The sequence below is a fragment of the Actinomadura decatromicini genome (genome assembly GCF_008121305.1).
GTDB classification, from domain to species: domain Bacteria; phylum Actinomycetota; class Actinomycetes; order Streptosporangiales; family Streptosporangiaceae; genus Spirillospora; species Spirillospora syzygii.
On the sequence record NZ_VSRQ01000001.1, the window covers coordinates 523,601 to 539,268 of the forward strand.

The following is a 15,668-nucleotide window of genomic DNA, read 5'->3' on the forward strand; positions in this document are numbered from 1 at the left end:
TCGCATGGCTCCCGAGGCGAACCCTCGACCGAGAACGGCGCATGCGTACAACGGCGACGCGACGGAGGTGCTGCGGCAGTGATCTGCCGACCAGCGGTGAAACCGATCTTTGTGGGGCTCGGCACGGCCGCCATCCTGGCCACGGGCGGCGCGTCCGCCATCGCCGTCACCGACTCCCCCACGACGTCGCCCCCCGCCACAGACCCGTCCTCGCTCCCCGCCCAGCCGACCACCCTCAAGGTGAAGGTCGACGTGGACGCCACGAGCGCCAAGGCGGGCGACTGGATAACCGTCACGACCACGGTCCAGACCGACGCGGGTGAGATGAGGGGCGTCAAGGTCACGGCGATCGACCTGACGGTGTCGCCGAAGACGGAGCTCGAATACAAGGGAGCATGCCCACCGCCGCCGAAGGCCGCGAGTTGCACGCTGGGGACCGTGGGCACGGAGCCCGAGGCGATCACCACGTTGGTCCGCGCCCCCCAGGAGACGAAGTCCAAGGTGACGCTGATCTACAAGGTGACCCTGTCGGGAACCGCCTCGGAGGGCAAGTCCCTGGCGGGCGTCAACGAGTCCCCTCTGCTCACGTTCACTCCCTCCGCGAAGACGCCGCCGCCGAAGACGCCGACGAAGAAACCCACGAAGAAGCCCCCGAAGCCGACCAAGAAGCCGACGAAGTCGCCGTCGCACAATGGGGGCGGCTCCGGGGGCGGCGGCTCCAGTGGCGGGTCGGGAGGGACCGGGGGCGGCGGGACCGGGAACAGCGGGTCCGGGACGGGGGGTGTGCTGCCGCCCGCGCCGAACTCGTCGTTCGACCCGCGGAACCCGCAGGTGGCGCTGCCGCCGATCGCGAGTCCCGTCCCGCAGAACCCGTCCGTGGCGCCGAGTCCGGCGCTGGCGCCGCAGAGCCGGTTGCAGGGCAACAACGCGCCCGTCGCGCAGGACCTCACGTTCGAGCGGATCGCGAGCACGCAGATCGCGTGGCTCGCGGCGCTGATGGTGGCGTTCTCGCTGCTGCTGACGCAGGTGCGGCTGGGCCGCCGGCGGCAGCCCGCCGAGGATCCGAAGCGCCTCAAGGGGACGCACCGCCGTCCGCGCAAGGGCGTCTTCGGCAAGTGACCGGCGCCTGAGCCCGGACGAGGGGTCAGGACGGAATGTCGCGGACGAGCGCGTGGCAGGCGATCGCGGCCGCCGCGGTGACGTTGAGCGAGTCGACGCCGTTCGCCATGGCCCGCGCGCTCATCGGGACGCACACGCGCTGGTCGGCCTCGTCCAGCCAGCGGGACGAGAGGCCGTCGCCCTCCGAGCCGAGCATGAGGGCGACGCGGCCGCCGGTCGCCGCGCCGTCCAGGGGCGTGGCCGCCTGGTCGGGGGTGAGCGCCAGCAGCGTGAACCCGGTGGCGCGCAGTTTGGCCAGGTCGCCGTGCCGGTCGGTCATGCGGGCGTAGGGGATCGCGAACACCGCTCCCATGGAGACCTTGATCGCGCGGCGGTACAGCGGGTCGGCGCACCTCGGGGACAGGACGATCGCGTCGATGCCGAGCGCGGCGGCGCACCGGTATATGGAGCCGACGTTGGCGTGGTCGACGAGGTCCTCCAGGACGAGGACGCGCCGAGCCTCCGCGACGACGGCGTCCACGCCCGGCAGCGGGAGCCGTTCGAGGGACGCGAGCGCGCCCCGGTGGACCTGGAAGCCGGTGATCGCCTCCAGGGCCGCGTCGTCGGCGACGTAGACGGGGGCGTCGACGCCGTCCAGGAGGTCGGCGAGCGGCTCGAACCAGCGGCGGGCCATCAGCACCGACCGGACGGGGTGCCCCGCGGCGACCGCGCGCCGGATGACCTTCTCGCCCTCGGCGATGAACAGGCCGTGCTCGGCCTCCAGGCTCTTGCGCAGGTTCACGTCGCGGAGCCGCACGTAGTCGGCGAGGCGCGGGTCTGCGGGGTCGGTGACGGGAACCAGGCTGGCCATCCCCCAAGTCTGCCAACCCGCGTCCGCCGGCCCCGCCTCGACCACCCGCAACAGCGGCCCCACTCGCACGACCGGATTTCGCCGCCGTCCGTTGTCGGAATCTGCGGGAAAGAGTGTCGCATTCCGTCGAATGTGATGGATGAGGCCCCTGATGCCTCCGCCTAGAGGTGCCCTCCTGGGGACGGGCCGACCGTCGCGGACGTGGCCGCGGCACAACGGATCGGCGCCGCGGCCGTACCCTCGCGAATGGCGTGACGGGCACGTTCCAGAACCAGAATCAGAAGGTCATCGAAGCGAATGGAACGCCATTACCAGAACGGCCGACGCCACGCGCCGCACGGCCGAGAATGGCCATTTCACGGCATGGCATTTCCATGGTCGCCGCCCAACCGGCCGTCACTCGTCCCATGTGATCGCACACGGACGGTATCGGCGCGCCGCCGCACACCTTATATATGTGGACCGTTGCGATCACCTCCGGACGGGCGGTGACCGTTCCGCGCGGCACGCCACCGTCCGCACCCCCGTGCTCGCGGACCGTCACCGCTCTGACCAGCAACGGGAACGTCGAGACAGGCGCTGATGACCTGCGTCATTATCACTTTTGAGTTCTTTGTAACCTCTGGTTCGTACTACTACAGTGCCGGGGAACATCGGCGGGTTTCTGGTGAATCGAGGGCAGGCCATGAGCGGACGTCATCGCAATGACTTCCCCGATGGGACGGGGGGCGGCGGGTACGACCCGTCCACCCCCGTCTTCGGGCCGGCCAACGACGGCTCTGCGGACTGGTTCGGAACCCGCGACAGCGGTCCGCTCGCCCAGCCGCCCCTTCAGCCGCCCGCGCAACCGCAAGCCGCCCCGCCCCCCGGCCCGCAGAGCCCGCAGAGTCCGCAGGGCCCGCCGCCGGGGGCGTCCGGCGAGACGCCCCAGTGGTTCACGCCGCGCCAGTCCGGCGAGCAGCCCGTGTACGGAACCGGTGAGCAGCCCGTCTACGGCTCCGGCGACTACGGAACGGGCGCGGGCGCGTCCCAAACCGGGCCGTACGGCCAACCGAGCGAGTACAACCAACCCAGCGAATACGGCCCATCCAGCGAGTACAGCCCGCCGAGCGAGTACAGCCCGCCGAGCGAGTACGGCTCGACGGGCGGGTACGGCTCGACGGGCGGGTACGGGGAGCCGGGCGCGCCGTCCGAGAGCTCCCGCTCGCCGCTCGCCGGGACCGGGTACAGCGAGTACGACTCGATCCGCAGCTCGGACGGGGGCCCGTCCGGCTACTTCGGCGGCGGGACGGGCGGCGGCGACTCCGGCGGGCCCGGCGACTCCGGCGGCTACGGAGGGCCGGGCGGGTCCGGCTCCTACGGCGGCGGGTCCGGCGGTCACGAGTACGGCAGGCGCAGGCGCAAACGCAGCGCGACCGCGCTGATCGGGCCGATGGCGGGCGCCGCGGGCCTCGCGCTCCTGCTCGGCGTCGGCGTGTACGCGTTCGCCGAGAGCGGCGGCTGCTCCGGCGACGGCGCGATGAACCTCACGGTCGCGGTCGCGCCGGACATCGCGCCGGTAGTGGAGAAGGCGGCCGGACGGTTCAACGACGCCAAGCACAAGTCCGGCGGCAAGTGCGTCCGGGCCACCGTGAAGAAGACGGAGCCCGCGTCGGTGTCGACGCTGCTGTCCGGGCAGGCGGTGACGGACCCGGCCAACGAGCGGCCGGACGTGTGGATCCCCGACTCGTCGCTGTGGACGGCCCTCGCCCAGTCCGCGAGCGGCGGCGGCATCGGCAGGGGCGGCATCACCCCCACGAAGACGTCCGTCGCGACGAGCCCGATCGTGGTCGGGCTGCCGCAGTCGCTCGCGCAGCAGCTCAAGCAGCAGGGCATCACGGCGGCCCCGTCCTGGGACAACCTGCTCAAGGCGGCGGGCGGCGTCGCGGGCGGCGCGGTGACCAAGAACCAGATGATCCCGGCGGGCACGGTGCGGCTGATCGTGCCGGACCCGACGAAGAACGCGGCGGGCATGGGCTCGCTGATGATCACCAGCACGCTGCTGGCGAACGACCCGAACCGCGACACGATCTTCACCGGCATCGTGCGGACGGTGCGGGAGAGCACCGTCCCGACCGTGGCGGCCGAGTTCGAGCAGTTCCGCAAGGGACGGGCGGGCAAGCAGCCGATCTCGCTGTCGTCCGAGCAGGCCCTCTGGCAGTACAACCAGACGAAGCCGGGCGAGCCCGCGGTCGCGCTGTACCCGCTCGAAGGCACGCTGTCGATGGACTACCCGTTCACCATCACCGCCAAGGACGACGCCAAGGCGGAGGGCGCGCGCCTGCTGGAGAAGGCGATGAGCACGGAGGCCACCCGCGGCGACGCCCTCGCGCTGGGCTTCCGCGCGCCGGACGGCAAGGCCCCCGGCGGGTTCGACCAGAAGGCGGGCGTCAGCCCGGCCCGGCCGCGCCAGCTCCCCGCGCCGCAGACCGAGGCCGTCGCGAAGACCATGCAGGCGTGGGCGAAGCTGACGCTCGGGCTGCGCATGCTGACGCTGATCGACGTGTCCGGCTCGATGGCGGAGCAGGTCGGGCCGAGCCTGAACCGGCTCCAGGCCATCGCGCAGGTGTCGCAGAGCGGGCTGAGCATGATGTCGAACGACACCGAGCTCGGCCAGTGGCTCTTCTCGACGGACATGAACGGCTCCACGCCGTACAAGGAGACGATCTCGATCGGTCCGCTCGGCGAGCGGGTCGGGTCGACCACGCGGCGCGGCCTGTTCCTCTCGGCGCTCAACCAGATGCAGCCGAAGCCGAACGGCGACACCGGCCTCTACCGGACGCTGCTCGCCGCCTACAAGACGATGAACAAGACCTACAAGCCCGAGTTCGGCAACTCGATCCTGCTGCTCACGGACGGCAAGAACGACGACCCGGGCGGCCCGTCGCTGCAGGACACACTGAAGCAGCTCAAGGGCATGCAGGACCCGAACAAGCCGATCCAGGTCAACATGATCGGGTTCGGCAAGGGCGTGGACCGGAACGAGCTCCAGCAGATCGCGAACGTCACGTACGGCAACGTGGAGATCGCGATGACCCCGGACGAGATCAAGAAGATCTTCCTGAAGATGCTCGCCAGGCGCATCGAGTGAGCGTCCCTCACCCTCGGCAGCGTCGCGCAGGTCAGGTCGCCGGGGCCGGGCCGGAGAGGATCCAATGAGAATTGCACGACTCTCCGCACTCGGTGATCATGTGAATGCGCCTGGTAGTTCCCGGTTTTTTCCGGCGATTCGTGTCAACCTGGCGCCTCCGTCGATCGTCAATTCATGTGGAGGCCCGACGGGGAGCGGGGCCGTCGGGCCTCCGACCCGCTCTCCCTCCCCGACCCGTGACGGGGGGCGGAGCCGCACCTGACGAGGCGGCTCAGGGGCCGCCGGCCGGGAGGCCGGGCCCAGGGAGAGCGCATTCGCTCCCCAAATGATCTTCAGTCCGGTCCGCGCGTCGCGGGCGCGGACTTTCGTATCCCCCAGCCCGCGGGAGGACCCTGTGTCCGGATGGCCCAATCTCGACCGCGCTGACGACGAACGTCTCGCCCGGTCGCTGGCGGCTGGCGATCCCAGCGCCCTCATCCAGGTCATGGATCGCTACGCGGCCCGCCTGTACGACTACTGCCACGCGCTGCTCCGCGACCAGGAGCAGGCGGCGGGCGCCCTGCACGACGCGCTCATCGCCGCGTACGCGCACGTGTCCGTCGTCCGCGAGCCGGACCGGTTCCGCGGCTGGCTGTACGCGCTGGTGCGCAACGAGTGCATGCGGCGGCTGCGCGATCCCGCCCGTCCGGCCGAGCGGCACGAGGCGCCCGAGGTCGAGGACGTCTTCCTCAACGGCGCCGACGTCGCGAACCGCGAGGAGGCCCGCCGCCTCATCCACAGCGCGCTCGCCGCGCTGCGCGGGCGCGAGCGCGAGGCGCTCGACCTCAACCTCCGGCACGGCCTGGACCCGGTGGAGGTCGGCGGCGTCCTCGGCCTGGACGCGCAGGAGGCCGCCGACGTGACCGGCGCCGCGCGCGCCCGCCTCGACGACGCGCTCGCCGCCGCCCACCTCGCCCGGCACGGGCGCGACTGCCCGAGCGTCGCCGCCCTCTCCGACGACGGCCCGCAGCCGCTGCCGCCGCCGGTCGTGCGGAAGCTCGTCCACCACATCGAGACGTGCCCGACCTGCATCCCGCGCCGCGACCGGACGATCTCCGCGGCCCGGCTCCTGCAGGTGCTGCCCGTCGCGATGATGCCGACCGACCTGCGCGGGCTCGTCATGGCGACGGCCACCGACCCGTCCCTCGCCCCCGACCTGGCCGAGATCGCGCACCGGGCCGAGCCGTTCGACGCCTGGGGCTGGCCCGTGACCGTCGACCGCGCGGAGCCGCCGTCCGGCGGGGGCCGGCGCGGCGCGCCCCGCGCGCTCTGGCCGGTGCTCGCCGCCGTCGCCGCCGTGGTCGTGATCGTCGCCGGGGCGTTCTTCATCATGCCGGGCCCGTCCGGCGGGTCGGCCGCGCAGGACAAGCCGACCGGGCAGGCCTCGGTCGCGCCGGACTCGGCCGAGCCGAGCGAGAGCGAGGAGCCGTCGGAGACCCCGACGCCCACCGAGACTGCGACCCCAACGCCCACGACGACGTCCCCCACGCCGACCCCGACGCGGACGCGCCGTCCGTCCCGCACCCCCACCCCGACTCCGACCCGCACCAAGCCCAGGACAGGGACGTTGCAGGTCGGCGGCGGCTGCACCATCAACGGGGTCGGGAACAGCTGCTCGATCCCGGTGCGCGCGGTCGGCGGCTCGGTGACCTGGTCCGTGTCGGGCGGGGGCCCGGTGAGCGGGGGCGGCGGCAGCACGCTCGCCCCGGGGCAGGGCAGCGCCGCCACGTTCACGCTGGGCTCCTGTGCCGATCCCTCAGGGTCCACCACGGTCACCTTCTCCCCCGGCGGCGAGAGCCGGCAGGTCTCCTGGGAGTGCGGAGGCGGCGGAGGCGGTGGGGGCGGTGGGGGCGGAGGGGGCAACTGACGTCAACGTGGCTCAGATCACATTTTTGTGGTCCAAGGGGCTATTCACTAGGCGAGACGGCCACGGGGCGTACCTAATCCGTCACTGAAATCCGCTCATAAGGGAGAAATCTCAGAGACTTGGTGGCAAGATCTGGCAACCAGAGTCGGCCGACGGACGTCGGGGCTCGCCGGGGGCACGATCAAGAACACCGAACTCGACTGGGAGGATTCCCGTGGCCGGTGAGCCAGGGCCCGGGCAGGAAGACGACCTCAGGCTGGCGAACTCGCTGCGAGCCGGGGACGTCATCGCCCTGACCGAGGTGTACGACACCTACGCGCCGTTCCTCTACGACTACTGCCACGGCCTGCTCCGTGACCGCGTCGAGGCCGCGGGGGCCCTGCGCAACGTCGTCATCCAGGCCCGCGAGCACATCGACCGGCTCACCGAGCCGGACCGGCTGCGCGGCTGGCTGTACGCGATCGCCCGCAAGGAGTGCATGCGGCGCCGCGACAGCCCGAACCGGCACACCGGCCAGGAGGCGCCGGAGGCCGACGACGACCTGACCGACGAGCAGCTCGCCCGCCGCGAGGAGCGCCGGCTGCTCGCGCACAGCGCGCTCGCCGCGCTGAACGGCCGCCAGCGCGAGGCGATCGACCTGTCGGTGCGGCACGAGCTGGACGAGGTCGACCTCTCCGGCATCTTCGGGATGCCGCTGGAGGAGACGCTCGCGCTCGTCGAGAAGTCCCGCGAGGACCTCGGCGCCGCGCTGCACGCCGCCCTCATCGCGCAGAACCACTGGAAGGAATGCCCGAGCGTCTCCGCGCTGACCGAGTCGTGGCCGCTGTCGCCGCAGGCGGCGACGTCGCTCGTCCGGCACGTCGCGAGCTGCCCGGTGTGCGGCGAGCGGGAGACGCCGCCGCTGCAGACCGACCGGCTGCTGTCGGTCCTGCCGATCGCGGCGATCCCCGGCGACCTGCGGCTGGACGTCCTCACCGCCGCCACCGCCGAGGACCGCAGCGCCAACCGCCGCGCCATCGCCGCCTGGACGGAGCCGTTCGACGAGTACGGCTGGCCGCTCCCCTACGAGCCGTCGCCCGCGCGGTCCCGCGACCGGTCGCCGCGCCGCCGCGGCCCGCTGATAGCCGCCGTCGCGGTGGCGGTCGGCGCGGTGGTGCTGCTGGTCGGCGCGATGTCCTGGCTCGGCGGCGGCGACGGCACCGGCGCGGCGGCGGGCGGTCCGGCGACCGGCGGCAGCGGCTCCCCGGGCGGCGAGTCGGGCGACCCCGACCCGTCGCCGAGCGGCCTCGACCCGTCGGTGACGTCGCCGTCCCCGACCGCGTCGAAGTCGCCGTCGAAGTCGCCTTCGCCGTCCAAGACCCCGGCGAAGACGCCCTCGAAGACGCCGTCCCCGCCGAACCGGCCGGAACCGCCGCGCGCCGGACGCCTGTCGGTGCAGGGCTGCAGCATGGGCGGCCAGGACTCCTGCGTCATCCGGATCACCGCCGTCGGCGGCCCGGTGAACTGGCGCGTGACCGGGACGTCCGGTCCCGTCGCGGCGGGCGGCGCGGGCCATCTCGAAGCGGGGCAGAGCGGCGGCGTGCGGGTGTCGCGCGACATCGGCCTCTGCCTGGGACGCCAGTCCGGCAGCGTCACCGTCTCGCCGGGCGGCACCGCGTCGGTGTCCTACTGGTGCTGACCGGAACGTCCTGTCGGCGCTGACCGGGATGCCCGCGCCCAGCGGGCGTCCCCGCCCCTACCAGGGTGAGCGTGTGTCGAGGACGCGGTGCGCGCGTTCCAGCAGGAGCGGGACGGCGTCCCCGATCTGGTCGAACCCCTGCCCGACCGTCGCCTTCTGCAGGTAGCGGGCGTGGATGCCCTCCAGGATGACGGCGAGCTTGAAGCACGCGAACGCCACGTAGAAGTCGAGGTCGGCGAGGTCGAAGCCGGTCAGCGCGGCGTACCGGTCGGTGAACTCGCGGCGGGTGAAGAACCCGGGCGCGGCGGTGATCGTGGCGCCGACGGGCAGTTCCTCGGCGTCCGCCGCCTCGGCCCAGTAGACGAGCGTCAGCCCGAGGTCGGACAGCGGGTCCCCGAGCGTCGACATCTCCCAGTCGACCACGGCCGCGATCTCCGGCCGCGGCTCCAGCCTGGCGAGCGCGTTGTCGAGCCGGAAGTCGCCGTGGACGAGCCGCGCCCGCTCCCCCCGCGCGGCGGCGTCCGCCGGGAGCCGCTCGGCGAGCCGCGCGGCGAGCCGGTCGTACTCGGGCAGGGCGCGGTCGGTGCCGGTCGCGCGGATCGCCTCCCGCGACCCGTCCCACTGCTTGCCCCACCGCTTGAGCTGGCGTTCCATGTAGCCGGCCGGGCGTCCGAAGTCGTCCAGGCCGACGGCCGCCACGTCGACGGTGTGGATCGCCCCGAGCGCGGCGGCCAGTGCCTCGCTGAGGCCGCGCGCCTGCTCCGGGGTGAGGCCGGCGGCGTCCTCGCGGGTGCGCAGGACGCGGCCGTCGACGAAGTCCATGAGGTAGAAGGGCGCGCCCAGCACGGACGGGTCGGCGCAGAACGCCAGCGTGCGCGGCACGGGCACGCCCGTCCCGCCGCCGAGCGCGGTCAGCACCCGGTGCTCGCGGCCCATGTCGTGGGCCGTCGGCTGGACGTGCCCGAGCGGCGGCCTGCGCAGCACGACGCGGCGGCCGCCGTCCAGGGTGATCCCGTAGGTGAGGTTGGAGCGCCCTCCGGCTATCAGGTCGATCGCCCCGATGCGGCCAGAGCCGGGCAGCTCGCGGGCCAGCCAGGCCGCGAGCCGGGGCACGTCGATGCCCGGGACGTCGGGCGGCGGCCCCGCCGGAGACTCTGCGTCAAGGGTCATGGCGCCCTATTAGAACGCGGCTCGGTTCGGCGCGCGAACCCGCCCCCCTACCAGTCCGCGGCCCTGCCTTCCCGGCCACTTCCGGCCGACTTCCAGCCAGGCTTCACCCAACCTTCAGCATGGCCTCTGACCTGCGATAACGCTAAGATGACCGATATCGGACGATTGTCCAACCAGCGGGACTACAGGAACTTGAGGGACGCAAGGTGGATTCATCGGACACCCGGGGTACGCATCTGCACCGACACCCGAGCAGAGTGGTCGCTACCCGGCGCGGAGGTCGATAGCCGCCATTTCCGGCCCATGGCGGCGGGTTGGACCACAGGTCCCGCCGGGCCATGAGACGAGGACTAGACCATTCGGGGGCTAGACCACCCGATTGGGGGGACGCACCGTGGCAGACGCATGGCTGCCGGGAGCCGGACGCATGCCGGCCCGTAAGGACGGCGGGGCTCTGCGAGGGGGGGCGCCGAGGGCCGTGTGGTGCGCCGGCGAGCACGACCCGCGCACCGTCTCAGCCCGTTCGGTGGCCGCGGACCTCATCAAGGAGGACCGGCCGCCGCACCTGGTGTGGCATCCCGGCACCGGCGAGATCGTCCAGCTGGTGCCGGTCACCCGCGCCGCCCGGCTGCTCGGCGACCGCATCGGCCACGAGGGCCGCGTCTGCGTGCAGATCATGGTGATCGGGCAGTCCAGGGCGCCGTTCACCGGCGCGCTGCTCGCCGGGCTGGACGCGATCGTCCAGTGGCTCGACTCGTGGGGCGTCGCGCGGCGCTGGCCCGCCGGGCCGCCGCTCCCGTCGCCGCAGTCCTACCACGCGCGGCGCAGCCGCCGGGACTGGGCGCACGGCGGGCACTACGGGGCGTCCCAGGTGCCGATGGCCGAGCGCCCCGACCCGGGCGGCATCGACATCCGGCGCATCACCGGGCCCGACACCCCGGTCGCGCCGATCCCGCGCCCGCGCGCCCCGCTCGGCGACGCCGGGCCGCCGCGGCGGGTGCCGCGGAACGCGCGGTCGGCCGAGCCCGTCCTGCCGCCGCAGAGCGACCCGGCGCGGCCGCGTCCGACGTCCGAACCGGTGCGGGTGGGCCAGTCGGCCATGTCCAACTGACGTCATCGGCGGGTGGTGACCAGCTCCCGGACGATCTCGCAGCCCGCGCGCAGCTCCGCCGGGTTCGCCGCGGCGCCGTAGCCGATCACCAGGCCGGGCGCGCCGAGCGGTCCCGCGTGGTGGTGCCGCAGCGTCTCCACGAGGACGCCGCGCTCCGCCGCCGCCCGCTCCACCCCGGCGGCCACGGGCGCCGGGACGTCCACGACGAGGTGCATCCCCGCCGTGTCGCCGCGCAGGACCAGGCCGTCCAGGGCGCGGACGACCACGTCCCGCCGCCGCGCGTACTCACCGCGCATCCGCCGGACGTGCCGGTCGAGGTCGCCGCGTTCCAGCAGCAGGCGCAGCGCGTCCTGCGGGACGACGGCCGTCCGGTCGTTCAGCTCCTCCCGGCGCAGCGCGATCTCCCGGACCAGCGCGGGACGCCCCGCGAGCCAGCCCACCCCCATGTCCGCCGTGAGGATCTTCGCGGTCGTGCCGAGGTAGACGACCACGTCCGGGTCGAGGCCGTAGAGGGCGGGCAGCGGCGCGACGTCGTAGCGGAACTCGCCGTCGTAGTCGTCCTCGGCGACGAGCGCGCCGTTCCGCCGCGCCCACGCGAGCAGCGCCTGCCGCCGCGGCACGGGCAGCACCCCGCCCATCGGGAACTGGTGCGACGGCGTCGTGTGGACGAGCCGGAGACCGTCCGGGAGGCCGTCCACGATCAGGCCGTGCTCGTCGACCGGGCACGGCACCACCTCGGCGCCGCGCCCGGCGAGGACGGCGCGGGCGCGCCGGTAGCCGGGCTCCTCGACCCCGACGCGGTCCCCCGGCCGCAGCACGGTCGCGGCGAGCAGGTCGAGCCCGTTCGTCGCGCCGCGCGTGATCAGGAGGCCGTCCACCGGGCACGCGACGCCGCGGCTGCGCCGGACGTAGTCGGCGAGGGCGGCGCGCAGCCCCGGCAGGCCGTGCGGATCCTGCCGCTGCTGCGGCGCCATCCCGGACGCGAGCCGCCAGGCCCGCCGCCACGCGGGCGTGTCCAGCGCCCCGACCCAGGGCAGCCCAGCCCGGAGGTCGATCTCGTGCGGGGCGGCGGCCCGCTTCACCGACCTCGCCTCCACCGGGCGCGGTTTCGGCATGGGCGGCGCGGCGACGCCCTCCGTGACGTACGTCCCGGACCCGTGCCGCCCTTCGAGCCAGCCCTCCGCGTAGAGCTGCTCGTACGCCTCCGTCACGACGGTCCGGCTCACGCCGAGCAGGGCCGCGAGAGCCCTGCTGGCCGGGAGCCGCTCCCCCGCCGCGAGCCGTCCCTCCCCCATGGCCGTCCGCAGCTGGCCGACGAGCTGGGCGCTCATCGGCTCGGCCGCGTCCCGGTCCACGGCGAGAGGCAGGTCGATCGACAAAGTGGTCTCCCGCTTTACGCTTCGAGTGGCACTACCGACCAGGCCACTCGACTTCTAGCGTAAACGGCCATGAACCCACTCTCGTCGACCGCCCGGACACGCCTCGGCAGGCTTCCGGAGCGTTCCACCGAGGACCGCTCCGTCCTCCACGAGATCCTCGACGCCGGCATGATCTGCCACCTCGGCGTCGTCGTGGACGGCTCGCCCCGCGTCATCCCCACCGCCTACGGTCGCCTCGGCGACACCCTCTACGTCCACGGGTCCAGTGGCGCGAGCAGCCTCCGGGCGGGGCCGTCCCAGGAGGTCTGCGTAACGGTGACCCACCTGGACGGGCTCGTCATCGCCCGGTCCCTGTTCCACCACTCCATCAATTACCGCAGCGCCGTCATCTACGGGACGCCACGCCTCGTCACCGATCCCGACGAGAAACTCACCGGACTCCGCGTCGTCACCGAGAACCTGACCACCGGCCAATGGGACGTGGCCCGCAAGCCCACCCGCAAGGAAATGGCCGCCGTCTCCGTACTGGCCCTTTCCCTGGACGAGGCGTCCGTCAAGGTCCGCGAGGGCGGCCCCAGCGACGACGACGAGGACTACGCCCTGGGCGTCTGGGCGGGCGTCGTCCCGATCTACCAGACGTTCGGTTCTCCCGACCCCGATCCTGCGCTGCGTGCGGGAATCCCCGTCCCAGCTCACATCACGCGGCGCGTGACCTCCTAATTCGTTCCAACTCAATGCCCCGCGCAGTCGCTCATGGTCGTAGGGTGAATCCATGAACGAGCGGCTTGTGTGGGTGGATTGCGAGATGACGGGCCTCGACCTGCGGAACGACGCGCTGATCGAGATAGCCGCACTGGTCACCGACAGCGAGCTGAACATCCTCGACCGCGGCGTCGACGTCGTGATCAAACCCCCGCCCGAGTCGCTCACCCAGATGAAGCAGGTCGTCCGCGACATGCACACCGTGTCCGGCCTGCTGGAGGCCCTCCCGTCCGGCGTCACCCTCGCCGAGGCCGAGGACATCGTCCTCAAGTACGTCAAGAGCCACGTCAAGGAGCCGAACAAGGCCCCCCTCTGCGGCAACTCCATCGCCACCGACCGCTCGTTCCTCGCCCGCGACATGCCGGCCCTCGACGGTCACCTCCACTACCGAATGGTGGACGTCTCGTCCATCAAGGAACTGGCCCGCCGCTGGTACCCGCGCGTCTACTTCGCCAGCCCGGAGAAGAAGGGCGGCCACCGCGCCCTCGCCGACATCACCGAGAGCATCCAGGAACTGCGCTACTACCGCGCGGCGGTCTTCGTCCCGCAGCCCGGCCCCGACTCCGAGACGGCCCGCGCCGTCGCCGCCCGCGTGGCCGCGGGCTGACCCACACCACGGGAACCGCTACACTACTGGGAGCCGGGCACGTTCCCGGCCACGGTGGGTGTAGCTCAGCTGGCAGAGCACTTGGTTGTGGTCCAAGATGTCGGGGGTTCAAGTCCCCTCACTCACCCCAAGGTCAGGCCCCCTTTCGGGGCTTGGCATGAAGGGCAGAGACACTCTCTGTGGGAATTCCGTGGGACGATCTTCGGATCGTCCCTTTTCCTTTGCCCGCCCGACGGGCCGGAGGGCTTCGTCCAGAGCGGCCACCGGCGATCGCGGCGACAACGCGAGTGCCGAAGCCCGTGCGGAGCAAGGCCCCGCGCGATCGGTGTCCAGGACGCCCGCGCGCGGCCTTGCGAGTTACGTCCCGCAACGAGCGTCCGGGGTCGTTGAGGACGTTGGACACAGTGCCGATGCCCACGCAGGCGCGCCTGGCAACGTCCGCCGCCTTCACCTCGCCACGCACGGCAGCCGAGTCCCGGGTGGTGTTGTTGTGGGACTCGGTCCGCGGTCGGGTGGTGTGAGCGACGGCGCATGGCGGCGCGGTCGGTCATTGCGATCACCTGCTCCTGCCTCCCACCTGCCGCAGCACCCGTAGCGGCTGGTCGGGGCCGCTCGGGGGCGACGTGATGTGCGCGGTCGTCCGGCCCGGCCGACGTCGCGGGCTCCGCCGCGCCGGGCCCTCCGGCCGGCGCGCCGCCTGCCTGGCTCGTCATCGGCGGGTCCGGACGAGCTCGAAGGCGCGGGCGGCCTCCGCCCAGGTCCGGTCGAGGTCGGAGCCCGGCGGGTAGCGTCCGTCCAGTTCCAGGATCGTGATGCCGTGCGCGGTCGAGAAGAGTGCCTGCGCGGTGTACGGCTCGCCCATCACCAGGAAGAACGGGGTGCCCGCCCAGTCCTCCAGGCCCGGCGCGAGACTTGCCCGGTCCAGCGGGCCCTGCGTCGCGAGCCGGTACAGGTGCGGGCCGGCCAGAGCCGCGGTGCGGTAGGCCCGCAGCAGCGCCGACACCGGCTCCGGCTCCTCGACGGCCCGGTACAGCTCGGTGCCGAGCTCGGCCATGCCCAGCTCGATCAGCGCCGATTCGACGGCGGCCTTGCTGGTGAAGTGCTTGTAGAGCGAGGGCGCGCGGATGTTCAGCCGCGCGGCCAGGGCTCGCATCGTGAGGGCGTCGCGGCCCTCTTCTTCGAGCAGTTCCCGCGCGACCGAGACGATCTGGGTCGCGCGGGAGCTCAGGACACTGAGTTCAGGCCGGCCGCTCACGGTGAGATCTTCTCTCAGTACGCGGCCTCGGCGCGCTTTTTGAGCGCGGCGTTCATGGCGGCGAAGTTGTCCTGGACGTCGATCACGCTGCCGACGAAGGGCACCAGGAAGCCGGTGAAGTTCTCCCCCTGGGTCAGCTTGACGCGCCCGGGGCCCGTCTCCTCGATGAGGAAGTAGTGCTCGCCGTCGACCACGCCCGGGACGCCGAACCGGCCGATCCAGCGCAGTTCGTGCCCGGGGTCGGCGACCAGGACGGTCGGCTTGAAGGTCATCGTCTTCCCGCCGTCCTTGCCGGCCAGCTTGTTGACCAGCTTGGCGCCCTTCTTCGGCTCCCCGACGGCGCTGAGGATGAACGGGTTCCACTCGGGATAGGCCTGGAAGTCGGTGAGCACCTGCCAGACCCGGGCGGCGGAGGCGTTGACCTCGATCTCGGCGCGAAGCTTGTGCGGGTGGATCCGGGTCCAGCCGTACAGGCTCCCGGCGACGACGACGAGTGCGACGACCAAGATCCCCACAATACGCACGATGCGGACAACCATGACGGCCTCTTCCCTCTCGGCTAACGCTGTTAGCCACACCATAAGCTAACTAAGTTAGCCGCGCAACCCCGCTTGCCGTCCCTCCGCTCCAGGGCTCAAGCAGCGATACGCGGCCGAGAGCGCCGCCAGGACCTCCGTGCATCGGCCGGGAGGACGCGTCCA

At 72.5% G+C, this 15,668-nt stretch carries 12 protein-coding genes and 1 tRNA gene; 8 read left to right on the forward strand and 5 right to left on the reverse strand.

The features are described from left to right. Positions 1-96: 96 nt before the first annotated feature. The gene (locus FXF68_RS02010; RefSeq protein WP_187437798.1) at positions 97-1,119 is read left to right on the forward strand and encodes a hypothetical protein; all 1,023 of its coding nucleotides are present in this window, start codon (positions 97-99) and stop codon (positions 1,117-1,119) included. Positions 1,120-1,144: 25 nt separating this feature from the next. On the opposite strand, the gene FXF68_RS02015 is transcribed toward FXF68_RS02010, so the two are convergent. Continuing rightward, positions 1,145-1,969, reverse strand: coding sequence for a TrmH family RNA methyltransferase (locus FXF68_RS02015; RefSeq protein WP_148757148.1), 825 nt, complete (start codon positions 1,967-1,969; stop codon positions 1,145-1,147). Between the two features lie 685 nt (positions 1,970-2,654). Here FXF68_RS02015 and FXF68_RS02020 point away from each other — a divergent pair. The 3 genes from FXF68_RS02020 (at position 2,655) to FXF68_RS02030 (ending at position 8,683) form a co-directional block, all read left to right on the forward strand. Further along, positions 2,655-5,099 carry a substrate-binding domain-containing protein gene (locus FXF68_RS02020; RefSeq protein ID WP_148757150.1) on the forward strand — a complete coding sequence of 815 codons (2,445 nt, stop codon included), beginning with the start codon at positions 2,655-2,657 and terminating at the stop codon, positions 5,097-5,099. A gap of 394 nt (positions 5,100-5,493) precedes the next feature. Further along, positions 5,494-7,005: an RNA polymerase sigma factor gene (locus FXF68_RS44355; protein ID WP_187437665.1), complete on the forward strand. Its 1,512-nt coding sequence runs from the start codon at positions 5,494-5,496 to the stop codon at positions 7,003-7,005. A 214-nt stretch (positions 7,006-7,219) separates the two neighbouring features. Next, positions 7,220-8,683, forward strand: a complete 1,464-nt coding sequence (locus FXF68_RS02030; protein ID WP_148757154.1) for an RNA polymerase sigma factor — start codon at positions 7,220-7,222, stop codon at positions 8,681-8,683. A 57-nt stretch (positions 8,684-8,740) separates the two neighbouring features. Here the strand turns inward: FXF68_RS02030 and FXF68_RS02035 are convergent, their stop codons facing one another. Then, the gene (locus FXF68_RS02035) at positions 8,741-9,853 is read right to left on the reverse strand and encodes a phosphotransferase family protein (RefSeq protein WP_148757156.1); all 1,113 of its coding nucleotides are present in this window, start codon (positions 9,851-9,853) and stop codon (positions 8,741-8,743) included. 526 nt (positions 9,854-10,379) lie between these two features. Here FXF68_RS02035 and FXF68_RS02040 point away from each other — a divergent pair. After that, positions 10,380-10,964 (forward strand): hypothetical protein, encoded by a 585-nt coding sequence (locus tag FXF68_RS02040; protein ID WP_246178186.1) that lies wholly within the window; start codon positions 10,380-10,382, stop codon positions 10,962-10,964. Positions 10,965-10,966: 2 nt separating this feature from the next. On the opposite strand, the gene pdxR is transcribed toward FXF68_RS02040, so the two are convergent. Next, positions 10,967-12,343, reverse strand: a complete 1,377-nt coding sequence (gene pdxR / locus FXF68_RS02045; protein WP_342787091.1) for a MocR-like pyridoxine biosynthesis transcription factor PdxR — start codon at positions 12,341-12,343, stop codon at positions 10,967-10,969. Positions 12,344-12,412: 69 nt separating this feature from the next. On the opposite strand from pdxR, the gene FXF68_RS02050 reads away from it, so the two are divergent. The 3 genes from FXF68_RS02050 to FXF68_RS02060 all read left to right on the forward strand — a co-directional run bounded on the left by FXF68_RS02050 (position 12,413) and on the right by FXF68_RS02060 (position 13,842). Then, positions 12,413-13,063 (forward strand): pyridoxamine 5'-phosphate oxidase family protein, encoded by a 651-nt coding sequence (locus FXF68_RS02050; RefSeq protein WP_148757158.1) that lies wholly within the window; start codon positions 12,413-12,415, stop codon positions 13,061-13,063. Between the two features lie 52 nt (positions 13,064-13,115). Then, positions 13,116-13,712, forward strand: coding sequence for an oligoribonuclease (orn, locus tag FXF68_RS02055; RefSeq protein WP_148757160.1), 597 nt, complete (start codon positions 13,116-13,118; stop codon positions 13,710-13,712). Positions 13,713-13,766: 54 nt separating this feature from the next. Further along, positions 13,767-13,842: transfer RNA gene (locus tag FXF68_RS02060), tRNA-His, on the forward strand. A gap of 579 nt (positions 13,843-14,421) precedes the next feature. On the opposite strand, the gene FXF68_RS02070 is transcribed toward FXF68_RS02060, so the two are convergent. Together FXF68_RS02070 and FXF68_RS02075 are read right to left on the reverse strand one after the other, a co-directional pair. Continuing rightward, positions 14,422-14,967: a TetR/AcrR family transcriptional regulator gene (locus FXF68_RS02070; RefSeq protein WP_148757163.1), complete on the reverse strand. Its 546-nt coding sequence runs from the start codon at positions 14,965-14,967 to the stop codon at positions 14,422-14,424. A gap of 14 nt (positions 14,968-14,981) precedes the next feature. Then, positions 14,982-15,482 (reverse strand): SRPBCC domain-containing protein, encoded by a 501-nt coding sequence (locus tag FXF68_RS02075; RefSeq protein WP_246178190.1) that lies wholly within the window; start codon positions 15,480-15,482, stop codon positions 14,982-14,984. Positions 15,483-15,668: the final 186 nt, after the last annotated feature.

Bases quoted from the DNA above. Each gene is read 5' to 3' on its own strand.
- FXF68_RS02015 (WP_148757148.1), bottom strand. From the start codon at position 1,969: ATGGCCAGCCTGGTTCCCGTCACCGACCCCGCAGACCCGCGCCTCGCC.
- FXF68_RS02020 (WP_148757150.1), top strand. From the start codon at position 2,655: ATGAGCGGACGTCATCGCAATGACTTCCCCGATGGGACGGGGGGCGGC.
- FXF68_RS02035 (WP_148757156.1), bottom strand. From the start codon at position 9,853: ATGACCCTTGACGCAGAGTCTCCGGCGGGGCCGCCGCCCGACGTCCCG.
- FXF68_RS02050 (WP_148757158.1), top strand. From the start codon at position 12,413: ATGAACCCACTCTCGTCGACCGCCCGGACACGCCTCGGCAGGCTTCCG.
- orn (WP_148757160.1), top strand. From the start codon at position 13,116: ATGAACGAGCGGCTTGTGTGGGTGGATTGCGAGATGACGGGCCTCGAC.